Origin of the sequence: Hydrogenophaga sp., assembly GCF_025699295.1 — a bacterium.
In the GTDB taxonomy this organism is placed as follows: Bacteria; Pseudomonadota; Gammaproteobacteria; order Burkholderiales; family Burkholderiaceae_C; genus Hydrogenophaga.
On record NZ_JAILWB010000004.1, the window covers coordinates 171,098 to 185,138 of the forward strand.

General features: G+C 67.7%; 15 protein-coding genes. 7 read left to right on the forward strand and 8 right to left on the reverse strand.

Annotated elements, in window-relative coordinates; genetic code table 11:
- The first annotated feature begins 33 nt into the window (after positions 1-33).
- Positions 34-1,011, forward strand: coding sequence for an Hsp33 family molecular chaperone HslO (locus K5880_RS05335; RefSeq protein WP_297649558.1), 978 nt, complete (start codon positions 34-36; stop codon positions 1,009-1,011).
- A gap of 2 nt (positions 1,012-1,013) precedes the next feature.
- Here K5880_RS05335 and K5880_RS05340 read toward each other — a convergent pair whose 3' ends face one another.
- Genes K5880_RS05340 through K5880_RS05360 form a run of 5 tightly spaced genes read right to left on the reverse strand, consistent with a single transcriptional unit; the run spans position 1,014 to position 5,852 of the window.
- Positions 1,014-1,670 carry an ATP-binding protein gene (locus tag K5880_RS05340; protein ID WP_297649571.1) on the reverse strand — a complete coding sequence of 219 codons (657 nt, stop codon included), beginning with the start codon at positions 1,668-1,670 and terminating at the stop codon, positions 1,014-1,016.
- A 2-nt stretch (positions 1,671-1,672) separates the two neighbouring features.
- The gene (locus K5880_RS05345) at positions 1,673-1,957 is read right to left on the reverse strand and encodes a septum formation initiator family protein (protein ID WP_297649573.1); all 285 of its coding nucleotides are present in this window, start codon (positions 1,955-1,957) and stop codon (positions 1,673-1,675) included.
- An 11-nt stretch (positions 1,958-1,968) separates the two neighbouring features.
- The gene (gene eno, locus K5880_RS05350) at positions 1,969-3,252 is read right to left on the reverse strand and encodes a phosphopyruvate hydratase (protein ID WP_297649575.1); all 1,284 of its coding nucleotides are present in this window, start codon (positions 3,250-3,252) and stop codon (positions 1,969-1,971) included.
- A 42-nt stretch (positions 3,253-3,294) separates the two neighbouring features.
- The gene (kdsA, locus tag K5880_RS05355; RefSeq protein ID WP_297649578.1) at positions 3,295-4,152 is read right to left on the reverse strand and encodes a 3-deoxy-8-phosphooctulonate synthase; all 858 of its coding nucleotides are present in this window, start codon (positions 4,150-4,152) and stop codon (positions 3,295-3,297) included.
- A gap of 26 nt (positions 4,153-4,178) precedes the next feature.
- Positions 4,179-5,852, reverse strand: a complete 1,674-nt coding sequence (locus K5880_RS05360) for a CTP synthase (protein WP_297649580.1) — start codon at positions 5,850-5,852, stop codon at positions 4,179-4,181.
- A gap of 115 nt (positions 5,853-5,967) precedes the next feature.
- Between K5880_RS05360 and coaBC the strand changes: the two genes are divergently transcribed.
- Positions 5,968-7,194 (forward strand): bifunctional phosphopantothenoylcysteine decarboxylase/phosphopantothenate--cysteine ligase CoaBC, encoded by a 1,227-nt coding sequence (gene coaBC, locus K5880_RS05365; protein WP_297649582.1) that lies wholly within the window; start codon positions 5,968-5,970, stop codon positions 7,192-7,194.
- A 113-nt stretch (positions 7,195-7,307) separates the two neighbouring features.
- Here the strand turns inward: coaBC and K5880_RS05370 are convergent, their stop codons facing one another.
- Positions 7,308-8,438 carry a substrate-binding domain-containing protein gene (locus tag K5880_RS05370; RefSeq protein WP_297649584.1) on the reverse strand — a complete coding sequence of 377 codons (1,131 nt, stop codon included), beginning with the start codon at positions 8,436-8,438 and terminating at the stop codon, positions 7,308-7,310.
- A gap of 132 nt (positions 8,439-8,570) precedes the next feature.
- On the opposite strand from K5880_RS05370, the gene K5880_RS05375 reads away from it, so the two are divergent.
- The 5 genes from K5880_RS05375 (at position 8,571) to K5880_RS05395 (ending at position 12,229) form a co-directional block, all read left to right on the forward strand.
- The gene (locus K5880_RS05375; protein WP_297649586.1) at positions 8,571-9,308 is read left to right on the forward strand and encodes an ABC transporter permease; all 738 of its coding nucleotides are present in this window, start codon (positions 8,571-8,573) and stop codon (positions 9,306-9,308) included.
- A complete protein-coding gene (locus K5880_RS05380) occupies positions 9,305-10,090 on the forward strand; it encodes an ATP-binding cassette domain-containing protein (RefSeq protein WP_297649588.1) in 786 nt (261 codons plus the stop codon). The genes K5880_RS05375 and K5880_RS05380 overlap by 4 nt, the downstream gene beginning before the upstream one ends.
- 44 nt (positions 10,091-10,134) lie before the next feature.
- The gene (locus K5880_RS05385) at positions 10,135-10,899 is read left to right on the forward strand and encodes a substrate-binding domain-containing protein (RefSeq protein ID WP_297649794.1); all 765 of its coding nucleotides are present in this window, start codon (positions 10,135-10,137) and stop codon (positions 10,897-10,899) included.
- A 73-nt stretch (positions 10,900-10,972) separates the two neighbouring features.
- The gene (locus K5880_RS05390; protein ID WP_297649590.1) at positions 10,973-11,752 is read left to right on the forward strand and encodes a hypothetical protein; all 780 of its coding nucleotides are present in this window, start codon (positions 10,973-10,975) and stop codon (positions 11,750-11,752) included.
- Positions 11,753-11,812: 60 nt separating this feature from the next.
- Positions 11,813-12,229 carry a DUF3597 family protein gene (locus K5880_RS05395; RefSeq protein WP_297649592.1) on the forward strand — a complete coding sequence of 139 codons (417 nt, stop codon included), beginning with the start codon at positions 11,813-11,815 and terminating at the stop codon, positions 12,227-12,229.
- A gap of 29 nt (positions 12,230-12,258) precedes the next feature.
- On the opposite strand, the gene modC is transcribed toward K5880_RS05395, so the two are convergent.
- Both modC and modB read right to left on the reverse strand, forming a co-directional pair.
- Positions 12,259-13,359, reverse strand: a complete 1,101-nt coding sequence (gene modC / locus K5880_RS05400) for a molybdenum ABC transporter ATP-binding protein (RefSeq protein WP_297649593.1) — start codon at positions 13,357-13,359, stop codon at positions 12,259-12,261.
- The gene (modB, locus tag K5880_RS05405; protein ID WP_297649595.1) at positions 13,356-14,039 is read right to left on the reverse strand and encodes a molybdate ABC transporter permease subunit; all 684 of its coding nucleotides are present in this window, start codon (positions 14,037-14,039) and stop codon (positions 13,356-13,358) included. Before modB ends, modC begins: the two co-directional genes overlap by 4 nt.
- Positions 14,040-14,041 lie beyond the last annotated feature (2 nt).

Consider the following 14,041-nt stretch of genomic DNA (forward strand, 5'->3'; position numbering starts at 1 on the left):
CTGCACCGATTCGATTTTTCTGAAAGCTCCTGCGTGTCCGAACTCCACAAATTCGTCTTTGAAGGCATGCCGGTGCGCGGCATGCTGGTGCGCCTGACCGACGCCTGGCAGGAGATCCTGCAGCGCCACCGCGATGCCGGTGGGTATCCTGCGGCGGTGACGGAGCTGCTGGGCGAGATGACGGTGGCGGCCACGCTGATGCAGGCCAACATCAAGTTCAACGGCGCCCTGATCATGCAGATCATGGGGGACGGCCCGGTGAAGCTGGCCGTGGCCGAGGTGCAACCCGACCTGAGCCTGCGCGCCACCGCCACCGTGGTGGGCGAGGTGGCGGCCGATGCACCGCTGTCGCAGATGGTCAACGTGACCAACCAGGGCCGCTGCGCCATCACACTCGACCCGAAAGACCGCCTGCCGGGCCAGCAGCCCTACCAGGGCGTCGTGCCGCTGTTCGGTGACCGGCGCGAGAAGCTGGAGAAGCTCAGCGAGGTGATCGAGCACTACATGCTGCAGAGCGAACAGCTCGACACACGTCTGGTGCTCGCGGCCGACGACAAGATGGCCGCGGGCCTGCTGATCCAGCGCCTGCCGCTGCAGGGCGCAACCAACCTGGCGGGCAGCTCGCACCAGCGCGACGAGGACCAGATCGGTCAGAACGAGGACTACAACCGCATCGCGATCCTGGCCGCCAGCCTCAAGCGCGAGGAGTTGCTCGGCCTGGACGCCGACACCATCCTGCACCGATTGTTCTGGGAAGAGGACGTGCGCCGCTTCGAGCCACTCACCGGCGCGCAGGGCCCGCGTTTTGCCTGCACCTGTTCGCGCGAGCGCGTGGGCAGCATGCTGCGCAGCCTGGGCCGCGACGAGGTGGAGTCGATCCTGACCGAACAGGGGCAGGTGGAAGTTGGCTGCGAGTTCTGTGGCAAGCAGTACCGGTTCGACCCGGTGGATGCCGCCCAGGTGTTCCTGCAGCCGGCGCAGCAGGCGCCAGCCAGCGACCGCAAGCACTGAGTTCAGCGGCCAGGCAGCAGCCCGGTGAACAGCCGGTGCTCGCACTCGGGGTCGCTGCAGTTCTCGCACGACCACGGCCGCAGGCCGCTGGCCAGTGAAGGGTCCGGCGCCACCAGCGGCAGACCCAGCAAGGGGCCCACTGCGCGAAGGGCCTGTCTCAGACGTGCAGTCCCCTGGCCGTACACCGTCTGGAACGCCAGACCCGCGCCCTGCAGCTCGCGGCGCAGCAGCGCGTCGGTGGCGTCCCGCACCCCGGGGCTGTCGCGAAACAGGCCGTCGGCCACCCAGGGCAGGTCCAGGCCCATGAGCAGCGTGAGGTCGAATCGGCGTTGGGCCTCCAGCGCGGGTGCGATGAGTGAGGTGTCGTCGAAATACAGTGCGTTGTAGGCGGCCACCTGCAGTGCCGTGGTGTCGGCGACCACCACGTCGACACCGGGCGCCTGCAGTGCAGCCTGGATGCGCCGGTCCTGTTCGTCGGCCAGGGCCGCCTGTTCGTGGGCAAGGGGTGCGCGTCCCATGGCCTCGCACCAGGTGCGCAGGTGTTCGGGCACGAGATGAGTGCGCAGGCCGTGTGCTTGCTCGAGAAGCCGGTGGAGCGCGTTGGCCAGCGCCGTCTTGCCGCTGGACTCGCCACCGAGCAGCGCCACGCAGCAGGCCATGCTCAGCGCTTGCTCTGCGCGATCTGCACGAAGATTTCGTTCGGCTTGACCATGCCCAGCTCCTGGCGGGCCAGTTCCTCGACCATGTCCAGACCTTCCTGCAGGTCGCGCACCTCGCTCACCAGCTGGTCGTTGCGCAACTGCGCGTCGCGGTTGGCGAGATCCTGCGTGACGAGCTGCTGCTTCAGGCTGGACACCTTGGGCACGCTGCCCCGCCCGAACCACAACTGCGCGTGGAGCACGAGCAGCAGGGCAACCAGCAGGGCGGGGATGAAGCGGTTCGCCATGAAGCCGGAGGTTACTTCAGGTTGTAGAACGCGTCACGCCCTGGGTACACGGCCACTTCGCCCAGGTCTTCCTCGATGCGCAGCAACTGGTTGTACTTGGCCATGCGATCCGAGCGCGAGAGCGAGCCGGTCTTGATCTGGCCCGCGTTGGTGCCCACGGCGATGTCGGCGATGGTGCTGTCCTCGGTTTCGCCCGAGCGGTGCGAAATGACGGCGGTGTAGCCCGCGCGCTTGGCCATCTCGATCGCGGCGAAGGTCTCGGTCAGCGTGCCGATCTGGTTGATCTTGATCAGGATCGAGTTGCCGATGCGCTTGTCGATGCCTTCCTTGAGGATCTTCGTGTTGGTGACGAAGAGATCGTCGCCCACCAGCTGCACCTTGGTGCCCAGGCGTTCGGTCAGCACCTTCCAGCCATCCCAGTCACCTTCGGCCATACCGTCCTCGATGCTGATGATGGGGTACTTGTCGACCCAGGTGGCCAGCATGTTGGTCCAGTCCTCGGCGCTGAGCACCAGGCCTTCGGCCTCCAGGTGGTACTTGTCGTCCTTGTAGAACTCGCTCGCGGCGCAGTCCAGGCCCAGGGCGATCTGCTCGCCGGCGGTGTAGCCCGCGTTGCCGATGGCTTCCAGGATCATCTGGATCGCGGCTTCGTGGTTGGCCACGTTGGGCGCGAAGCCGCCTTCGTCGCCCACGGCGATGCTCATGCCCTTGTCGTGGATGATCTTCTTGAGCGCGTGGAACACCTCGGCGCCCCAGCGCACGGCTTCGCGAAAGCTCGGCGCCCCCACGGGGATGATCATCAGTTCCTGCAGGTCGAGGTTGTTGTTGGCGTGCGCGCCGCCGTTGACCACGTTCATCATGGGCACGGGCATCTGCACCGCGCTCATGCCGCCGAAGTAGCGGTACAGCGGCAGGCCAGCTTCTTCGGCGGCGGCGCGGGCCACGGCCATCGAGACGGCGAGCATCGCGTTGGCGCCCAGGCGGCCCTTGTTGTCGGTGCCGTCGAGGTCGATCAGGGTCTTGTCCAGGAAGGCCTGCTCGGAGGCATCCAGGCCCAGCACGGCCTCGCTGATCTCGGTGTTGATGTTCTCCACCGCCTTGAGCACGCCCTTGCCCAGGTAGCGGGCCTTGTCGCCATCGCGCAGCTCGATGGCTTCGCGCGAGCCGGTGGACGCGCCCGAGGGCACGGCCGCGCGGCCCATCACGCCGCTTTCCAGCAGCACGTCGCATTCGACGGTGGGGTTGCCGCGGCTGTCGAGGATTTCGCGGCCAACGATGTCAACGATTGCACTCATGGATTCAATACCTTTGGGTCAGGGACAGGAACGGATGGGAAATCAGGCGCTGAAGCGGTCTTCGAGAAAACCGTTCTTCTTGGTCACGGCGTCCAGCGCCAGCAGGGTTTCCAGCAACGCCTTCATATGCTTGAGCGGCACGGCGTTGGGCCCGTCGCTCAGGGCCTTGGCGGGGTCGGGGTGGGTTTCCATGAACAGGCCGGCCACGCCCACGGCAACCGCCGCGCGCGCAAGCACCGGCACCATCTCGCGCTGGCCGCCACTGCTGGTGCCTTGCCCGCCGGGCAGCTGCACGCTGTGCGTGGCATCGAACACCACGGGTGCGCCGGTCTCGCGCATGATGGCCAGGCCGCGCATGTCGGAGACGAGGTTGTTGTAGCCGAAGCTGGCACCGCGCTCGCAGGCCATGAAGCTGTCTTCGTCGAGGCCGGCTTCCTTCGCAGCGGCACGCGCCTTGTCGATCACGTTCTTCATGTCGTGCGGCGCAAGGAACTGGCCCTTCTTGATGTTGACCGGTTTGCCGCTTTGCGCCACGGCGCGGATGAAATCCGTCTGGCGGCACAGGAAGGCCGGCGTCTGCAGCACGTCGCAGACCTTGGCGGCGTCGGCAATGTCGTCCTCGCTGTGCACGTCGGTGAGCACCGGCACGCCCAGCGTGGACTTGACCTTGGCCAGGATCTCCAGGCCCTTGTCGCGGCCGGGGCCGCGGTAGCTGGTGCCGCTGCTGCGGTTGGCCTTGTCGAAGCTGCTCTTGAAGATGAAGGGGATGCCCAGGCTGCCGGTGATCTCCTTCAACTGCCCCGCCACGTCCACCTGCAACTGCTCGGATTCGATCACGCAGGGACCGGCGATCAGGAAGAAGGGGTGGTCCAGGCCGATGTCGAATCCGCAGAGCTTCATGGCGTGTTTTCTCTCGTGGTGCCAGTTCAGGCCGCGACCGGGGTCTTCGCGCTGGCCTGGCCCTGGTGCGCCAGCGCCGCCTTCACGTAGGCGTTGAACAGCGGGTGACCGTCCCAGGGCGTGGACTTGAACTCGGGGTGGAACTGCACGCCCACGTACCAGGGGTGCACCTTCTGCGGCAGCTCGACGATTTCCGTGAGTTGCTCGCGCTGGGTGAGCGCGGAGATCACCAGGCCGGCCGCGCGCAGCTGGTCGAGGTAGTTGACGTTGGCCTCGTAGCGGTGGCGGTGGCGCTCGGTGACGACCGGGCCGTAGATCTGGTGGGCCAGCGTGCCGGACGCGACGTCGGAGCTTTGCGCGCCCAGGCGCATGGTGCCGCCCAGGTCGGAGCTCGCGCTGCGCTGCTGGATGCTGCCGTCGGCGTCCTTCCACTCGGTGATGAGGGCGATGACGGGGTGCGTGCAGTCGGCCTCGAACTCGGTGCTGTTGGCGTCCTCGAGGCCGGCGACGTGGCGCGCGTACTCGATGGTGGCTACCTGCATGCCCAGGCAGATGCCGAGGTAGGGCACCTTGTTCTCGCGCGCGAAGCGTGCGGCGCAGATCTTGCCTTCGATGCCGCGCTTGCCGAAACCCCCGGGCACCAGGATGGCGTCGAACACGCCGAGCACCTTGGCAACGTTCGCGGGGTTGAGCGTTTCCGAGTCGATGTATTCGATCTGCACCTTGGCGTGGTTCTTCATGCCGGCGTGGCGCAGCGCCTCGTTGAGCGACTTGTAGCTGTCCGACAGGTCCACGTATTTGCCGACCATGGCGAGCTTCACCGTGGCCTGCGGGTGCTCGACTTCGTACACCAGGTCGTCCCAGCGCTTGAGCTTGGCCGGGGGCGTGTTGATGCGCAGCTTGTCGCAGATCAGGCCGTCCAGGCCTTGTTCGTGCAGCATGCGTGGCACCTTGTAGATGGTGTCCACGTCCCACATGGAGATGACGCCCCAGGCCGGGACGTTGGAGAACAGCGAGATCTTGGCGCGCTCGTCCTCGGGAATCGGGCGGTCGGCGCGGCAGAGCAGCACGTCGGCCTGGATGCCGATGGCGCGCAGTTCCTTCGCGGTGTGCTGCGTGGGCTTGGTCTTGAGCTCGCCAGCGGCGGCGATCCAGGGCAGGTAGCTCAGGTGCACGAAGGCCGAGCTGTTCGGCCCCATGCGCAGGCTCATCTGGCGCACGGCTTCCAGGAAAGGCAGCGACTCGATGTCGCCCACGGTGCCGCCGATCTCGACGATGGCCACATCCACCGCATCGGGCGTGCCGATGCCGGCGCCGCGCTGGATGAATTCCTGTATTTCGTTGGTGACGTGCGGAATCACCTGCACCGTCTTGCCCAGGTAGTCGCCCCGGCGCTCCTTCTCCAGCACCGACTGGTAGATCTTGCCGGTGGTGAAGTTGTTGGTCTTCCTCATGCGCGTTTCGATGAAACGCTCATAGTGGCCCAGGTCCAGGTCGGTTTCGGCGCCGTCGTCGGTGACGAAGACCTCGCCGTGCTGGAAGGGGGACATGGTGCCCGGATCCACGTTGATGTACGGGTCGAGCTTGATGAGGGTGACTTTGAGGCCGCGCGACTCGAGGAGCGCGGCCAGGGATGCGGAGGCAATGCCCTTGCCCAGGGAGGACACCACACCGCCGGTGACGAACACAAATTTGGTCATGTCTCGGGCGAGCCAGTCGCTCGCAGGAGGTGGAAATGGCGATTATAAATGCCACCCCCTTTTGCCCCGGCCATGCCCCCCCGTGTGGCCCTGCATGAACTGATACATTGCGCGCATGAACGATCTCGCCGGAAAACACATCGTGCTGGGCCTTTCGGGGGGCATTGCCTGCTACAAGGCCGCCGAGCTGTGCCGCGCGCTCGTCAAGGACGGCGCCACGGTGCAGGTGGTCATGACCGAGGCGGCCGAGCAGTTCACCACCGCGGTGACGATGCAGGCGCTGTCGGGGCGACCGGTGTTCACCTCGCAGTGGGACGCTCGCACCTCGGGTGGCGTGGACAACAACATGGCCCACATCAACCTCAGCCGCGAGGCCGATGCGATCGTGGTGGCGCCGGCCAGCGCCGACTTCATGGCCCGGCTGGTGCATGGGCGCGCCGACGACCTGCTCAGCCTGATGTGCCTGGCACGCCCGATCGACAAGGTGCCACTGATCCTGGCGCCGGCCATGAACCGCGAGATGTGGGCGCATCCGGCCACCCAGCGCAACGTGAAGCAGTTGCGCGCCGACGGCGCCACCGTGCTCGATGTGGGTGCGGGCGAGCAGGCCTGCGGCGAAACGGGCGATGGCCGCATGCTCGAGCCCGAGGAGCTGATCTACGACATCGCCCGCTTCTTCCAGCCCAAGCCGCTGGCGGGCCAGCACGTGCTGGTGAGCGCGGGCCCGACCTTCGAGGCCATCGACCCGGTGCGCGGCCTGACCAACCTCTCCAGCGGCAAGATGGGCTTTGCCATCGCCAGGGCGGCGCACGAAGCCGGCGCGCAGGTCACGCTGGTGGCCGGTCCGGTCGGCCTGCCCACGCCGCGCGGCGTGGGGCGGGTGAACGTGAAATCGGCCCAGAACATGCAGAAGAGCCTGGATCTGCTGGTGCCCGGTGCCACCGTATTCATCTCCGCCGCGGCCGTGGCCGACTGGCGCCCTGCGCTGGCGGTGGAGCACAAGATCAAGAAGGACGGCTTGGGCGCGGTGCCCACGTTGTCGTTCGTCGAGAACCCGGACATCCTGGCCACCATCGCCGCCTCGCCGCGCGCGCAAAGCGGCGCGCTCTACTGCGTGGGCTTCGCGGCCGAAAGCCACGATCTGGAGGAACACGCCCAGGCCAAGCGCCTGCGCAAGGGCGTGCCCTTGCTGGTGGGCAACATCGGCCCGGCCACCTTCGGCCAGGACGACAACGCCCTGCTGCTGGTGGACGACCAGGGCATGACCGAGTTGCCCCGGGCGTCCAAGTTGGTGCTGGCGCGGCAGCTCGTGGCCGAGATCGCTCGGCGTCTGCCGGGCTGAAACGACGCAGCGGCGGAGCGTGGGGGCCGCCGATCCACCGCCGGGCCGCCCCAAGGCGAATCAGCCCCCTCGGGGGGCAGCGACCCGCGCAGCGGCGGAGCGTGGGGGCCCTTTCAATCCCACCAGGGCAGCAGCCGCTTCATCGCCGCCACCTCGCCGCAATGATCGGTGGCATAGCCGGGCAGGGCGTTGAGGCGCTCCTGCCAGGCGCGGCTGCGCAGGCGCTGCAGCAGGTGCTGCATGGCGGGTTGTTCCAGCGCGCTTTTCAGGCACACCAGCAGGTAGCGTTCCTCCGTGATCGGAACGAAGTCCAGGCCCTGTGCGCGTGCAGCGTATTCCGTGCCCAGCCCCACGTCCGCGGTGCCGCTGGCCACAGCCAGCGCGACCGCGCCATGAGAGCTTTCCGCTCGTTGGTATCCCGTCACATCCATGGGCAGCAGGTCGGCCTGTACCAGCAGTTCGTCGAGCAGCAGGCGCGTGCCCGTGCCGATGGCGCGGTTGACGAAGCGCGCCTGCAGGCGCGCCACGTCGGCGACGTCGCGCAGCCGCAGCGGGTTGCCCGGCGCGACCATCAGACCTTGCACGCGGCGCGCGAAGCCGATGATCTTGTGCAGGCCGGGCTTGAGCAGCGGCCGGTACGCGCGCGCGCTCAGACTGCCGGCAGCGGCGAAGGGCTGGGTATGGAACCCCGCGAGCTCGCAACGGCCCTCGTTGAGCGCGCGGATCGCATCCACGCTGCCGCAGAAGCGGATGTCCATGTGCAGTGCCGGCGCAGTGTTGCGGCCTTCGCCCGGCAGGCTGGCGTACTGCTGGAGTTCGGTCAGCGCGTGGTCGTGGCTGGCATAGAGGGTCAGCACATCGCTGGCCCGCGCGCTCTGCCCGTCGTTGTCGAACGCCATCGCGAAGGCGCGTTCGAGTTCGGCGCGCAGGTTTTCCATCTGCGGGCCCAGCCGCGCCTGCGCCAGGCGCTCGGCCATCAGCAGGCGTTCCCCGAAGGGCGTGAGGCGCGCGGCCTGTCCGCGTTCCCAGAAGATCAGGGCCTGTCCCAGATCGGCTTCCCAGTCCTTCAACTGGCCCCACACGTGGCGGTATGACAAGCCGAGTTCGCGTGCCGCGCCCGAAATGGAACCGCTGCTGCGCACCGCGTGCAGCACGTCCATCATGGGATTGCGCAACAGCGCAGGATGGGACGAGCGCTCCGGCGTCGATGACGTCAATGTGTACGAGAGCTCGATCTTTCGCATGGACGCCGAGTGTGCACCAAACGGATCGCCGGATCGGCCGGGCTCTCCCGCTCTCTGCCTATGCATTGAACTTCATACCGCGTCATTACGTACTCTCAATCTGAGAGCGCACCCGTAAGCTTCGTGGGACATATGAACACCTTCTCCGACAGTCTGGTCACGGCGCTGCATCTGGTGCTATCGGGCGACCCCGGCCTGTGGTCGGTGGTCATGCGTTCGCTGGCCGTGAGCGCAACGGCCTGTCTGCTGGCCTGTGGCCTCGGTCTGGTGCTGGGTTCCTGGCTGGCGGCCGCGCGCTTTGTCGGGCGTGGTGCGGTGCTCACCGTGCTCAACACCCTCCTGGCGATCCCGTCGGTGGTGGTGGGCCTGGTCATCTATCTGCTGCTGTCGCGCTCGGGTCCGCTTGGATTTCTCGGCTGGCTGTTCAGTTTTCAGGCCATGGTGGTGGCGCAGACGGTGCTGGTGCTGCCGCTGGTGACCGCGCTCACGCGCCAGGTGGTGGAAGACGCCGACCGCAGTCATGGTGAGCAGCTCTCTTCGCTTGGCGCGGGTGCCACGCTGCGCAGCCTGCTGCTTGCCTGGGACGAGCGTTATGCGCTGCTCACCGTGCTGCTCACCGCTTTCGGTCGCGCGGTGTCCGAGGTCGGCGCGGTGATGATCGTGGGCGGCAACATCGAAGGCTTCACGCGCGTCATGACCACCGCCATCGCGCTCGAAACCAGCAAGGGCGATCTGCCGCTGGCGCTGGGCCTGGGCGTGGTGCTGCTGGCTGTCGTGCTCTTGCTCAATGCCATGGTTTCCCTGCTGCGCCGCTGGCGCGAGCGCGCCGATGGTGCGGCCAGCGCTGCCACGGCGATGGTGGCCGCATGAGCGGGGTGCCGATGACCGCCCGGCACCCCATGGTGCCGGCTCCGTGCTTCGAGTTGCGCGGTGTACAGGTGCATCTGGGGCCGGCCGCGCGCCTGCAGGCGCTGACCGATGTATTCCTGCGCATCCAGGAAGGCGAGCGTGTGGCCCTGGTCGGTGCCAATGGCAGCGGCAAGAGCACGCTGCTGCGTACCCTGCACGGCCTGCAGCGCCCCAGCGCGGGCGAGCGGCACACGCCCTCGCACCAGCGCGTGGCGATGCTGTTCCAGCGCCCCCACATGCTGCGCATGAGCGCGCGGCGCAATATCCAGCTCGGCCTGTGGCTGCGCGGCGTGCCCTGGCGCCAGACCGATGCCATGGCGCTGGCCGCGCTGGCGCGAGTGGAAATGGGCCACCTTGCCGAGCGCAACGCGCGGGCCCTCTCCGGTGGCCAGCAGCAGCGTCTGGCGCTGGCGCGCGCCTGGGCGCTGCGCCCGGCCGTGTGGTTGCTCGACGAACCCACAGCCAGCCTGGACCCGCACGCCAAGCGCGAGGTGGAAGCGCTGATCGCCGAATTCACCTCTGCCGGCCAGCGCGACGTGGCCGGCCAACCCACCGGGCGGCCCACCACGCTGGTCTTCAGCAGCCACAACCTGGGCCAGGTCAAGCGCCTGGCCAGCCGCGTCATCTACCTCGAGAGCGGCCGCCTGCTGGCGGACCTCCCCGTGAAGGATTTTTTCAGCCACGACCTGCTGCGCTCCCTGTGTCCGCAGGCCCATTTGTTCGTTCAAGGAGAAAGCCTGTGAATGTGTTCCATCGTTTGACCCGCGCCGCCACATTCGGCACCGTCTTGTTGGCCAGTGCCAGTACCTGGGCGCAACAAAGCATCGTGGTCGCGTCCACCACGTCCACCGAGCAGTCGGGTCTGTTTGGCCATGTGCTGCCCGAGTTCAAGAAGGCCAGCGGTATCGACGTGAAGGTGGTCGCTCTCGGCACCGGCCAGGCCATCGACATGGCACGCCGCGGCGACGCCGACGTGCTGTTCGTGCACGACAAGGTGGCCGAGGAGAAGTTCGTTGCCGATGGCTTCGCAGCCAGGCGACAGGAGGTCATGTACAACGACTTCGTGCTCGTGGGCCCGAAGGCCGACCCGGCAAAGACCACGGGCAAGGACGTCGTGGAGGCGCTCAAGAAAGTGGCCGCGGCCAATGCACCCTTCATCTCGCGTGGCGACAAGAGCGGCACGCACGCGGCCGAGCTGCGCTTCTGGAAGATGGCCGGGCTGGATTCCAAGGGCAGCGGCTACAAGGAATGTGGCTGCGGCATGGGCCCGGCGCTCAACATCGCCTCCAGCAGCGGCGGCTACGCGCTCACCGATCGCGGCACCTGGCTGAACTTCAAGAACCGGGGCGATCTGGCGGTGCTGGTGGAGGGCGACAAGCGCCTGTTCAACCAGTACGGTGTGATGCTGGTGAGTGCCGCCAGGCACCCGCAGGTCAAGACCGCCGACGGCCAGAAGTTCATCGACTGGGTCACCGGCCCCGCCGGCCAGTCGGCCATCGCCAGCTACAAGATCGGTGGCGAGCAGCTGTTCTTCCCGAACGCGATGAAGTGAGCGGCGCCGGTGGCGGTCCGCCGGGCCCGTGACGGCGACCGGCTTTTCACGGTCATGTGCTACCGTGCCACCGATGAGCCCCCTGCGCCGAAACCTGCTGCTGCTTGCGCTGACCGTGCTGGTCGGCTTGAGCTGGCTGCAGCCGGTGGACCAGTTCGCGCTGGCCAGCAGTGCGGAAGGGCTCAAGCGCTCCCTGGCCGCGTTCGCCGCCGCGCGCGGTCTCAACGCAGTCATCTCGGTGATCCAGGGCACGGAAGTCACCGGCGGCGCGTTCGTGAACGTCACGCTCGCGCTGGGGCAGGTGCTTGATCCAGTGAACGATCTGGTGGAGCAGTTCTCGCGGCTGATGCTGGTGGTCAGCGTGGTGTTCAGCGCGCAACTGCTGTTGATGAAGATCGGCGCAACCTGGGTCGTGTCGCTGGTGCTGAGCGCGGTGGCGCTGGCCTGGGCCTGGCTCGCGTTCGGGCCGCGGCGCGAACCGGCGCCGCCGCGCTGGCTGGGCCGCCTGTTGCTTGCCTTGCTGCTGGTGCGCTTCGCCGTGCCGGCCGTGGCCATCACCAGCGAGCTGGGCTACCAGGCCTTCATGACCGAGCAGTACCAGAGCGGCCAGCAGGCGGTGGAAGCCTCCACCCGCACCCTGAGTGGCGGCAGCGACGCGCCCACCGGCACGCGCTGGTGGGAGCTGCGCGAGAAGCTGGCCGAGAAGGTCGACGAGATCCGGGCGCAGTCCGAACAGGTCGTGGCGCACGTGATCGACCTCATGGTCGTGTTCCTGATGCAGACCCTCGTGTTCCCGCTGCTCACGCTGTGGCTGGCGTGGTGGGGCTGGCGCGCCTGGGGCCCTCACCCCTGACGGCGCGGCATACTGTTCCCGGTTCCCTTCATCCGTTTTCACATCACCAAGGAGTTCACCATGGGATTCTTCAGCAACATCCTCGAAAAGCTCGGCATGTCCTCGGCCGCCGCGGCACCCGTCATCACGCCGCCCGCCGTGCCCGGTGCTGCGGCCGCACCCGCGCCAGCCCCCGTGGCAGCGCCTGCTGCGGCACCTGCCGTGGCCTCGATCACCATGGTCGACGTGATGGCGCTGATGGAAAAGAAAGCCGCCGCCAACCCGCAGAAACTCAACTGGAAGACCTCCATCGTCGACCTGCTCAAGCTGCTCGACCTCGACAGCAGCCTGGCCGCACGCAAGGAACTGGCCAAGGAGCTGTACTGCCCCGACGAGCTGATGGGCGACTCGGCGAAGATGAACATGTGGCTGCACAAGAACGTGCTGGCGCACATCGCGGCGAATGGCGGGAACGTGCCGAAGGAACTGTTCGACTGAACCCGCCAGGGCGGCGGGCGCGGCCCGTGTCAGCGCACCATCGCCACGCCCTTGATCTGCGCGAACACCGCCACACCCGGCACGATGCCCAGCCGGCGTGCCGACAGCTGGCTGATGCGCGAGAGCAGGCGCACGGCCGTGGCGCCTTCGCCCAGCCGCAGTCCCACCAGCACCTGGCCGGGCATGTCGTCGGCCACGTCCGTCACCGTGGCGGGCAGGATGTTGAGCACGCTGGTCTGTTCGGGCATCTGCAGCGAGATGCTCACGTCGCGTGCCTGGATGCGGACGCGCACCGGCGTTTGCGGTGGTGGTCGGGTGCCGGTCTGCGGCAGCAGCAGGCGCCCGCCACCAACGAATTCGAGCACGCTCAGGCTGTCGGCCTGCGAGTCGGCGACCACCCGCGCATCGATCAGTGAGGCCGCCGCGTCGCCGTGGGCCAGTGGCAGGTCCAGGCGCGTCATGAGGTCCATCACCGGGCCCTGCGCGCGCACACGACCGTCCTCCAGCAGCACGAGATGGTCGCCCAGCCGCGCCATTTCGTCGGGCGAGTGGGTGACGTAGACCACCGGGATGTCGAGCTGCTCGTGCAGCTGTTCGAGCCAGGGCAGGATCTCTGCCTTGCGCGCGGCGTCGAGCGCGGCGAGCGGTTCGTCCATCAGCAGTACGCGCGGGCTGGTGGCCAGGGCGCGCGCGATCGCCACGCGCTGGCGCTCGCCGCCCGAGAGCTGGTGCGGCATGCGCTGCAGCAGATGCTGGATGCCCAGCAGTTCCAGGCCGTGGTCCCAGCCGTGGCGGCGTTCGGCGGCCGGTGTGCGCTGGTGGCCGAACATCAGGTTGCCCTGCACGCTGAGGTGTTCGAACAGGCTGGCCTCCTGAAACACATAGCCCAGCGCACGCCGGTACGCCGGGCGCATGAGGCGCCGGACGCTGTCCTGCCACGGCTCACCGCCCACGCGCACCACGCCCGTGGCCAGCGGTTCCAGGCCAGCGAGCACACGCAGGCAGGTGGTCTTGCCCGAGCCCGAGGGGCCATACAACACGCTCACGCCGTGCCCGGGCAGGCGCAGGTCGACGTCGAGCAGGAAGCCGGTGCGCTGAAGGCGCGCGGTGAGTTGCAGTTCGTCACTCATGCGCTGCCCCCGCGCTGGCGCCGGTTGTAGAGCTGCAGCGCGAGCAGCACGGCGAAGGCAAAGCCGAGCATGACGGCGGCGAGGCGGTGCGCGTCGCCGTACTCGAGCGCCTCGACGTGGTCGTAGATCTGCACCGAGACCACGCGCGTCACACCGGGAATGTTGCCGCCGACCATGAGCACCACGCCGAACTCGCCCACCGTGTGCGCGAAGCTCATGATGACGCCGGTGACCAGGCCAGGCCTGCACAGCGGCAGCACGACGTGAAAGAAGCTGTCCAGCGGCGCGGCGCGCAGCGTGGCGGCGACTTCCAGCGGACGCTCACCCAGCGCCTGCATGGCGTTGTGCACCGGCTGCACCATGAAAGGCAACGAATAGAACACCGAGGCGATCACAAGTCCGGTGAAGCTGAAGGTGAGCACGCCCAGACCCAGCCATTGCGTGAACTGGCCCACAGGCCCGTTCGGTCCCATGAGCACCAGCAGGTAAAAGCCCAGCACCGAGGGTGGCAGCACCAGCGGCATGGCCACCAGCGCGCCCACGGGGCGGCTCCAGGCCGAGCGGCTGCGCGCCAGCCACCAGGCCAGCGGCACGCCCAGCACCAGCAGGATCAGCGTCGTGAGGGTGGCGACCTGCAGCGTGAGGCCGATGGCCTGGAGGTCGGATGGCGTGAGCAGCACGT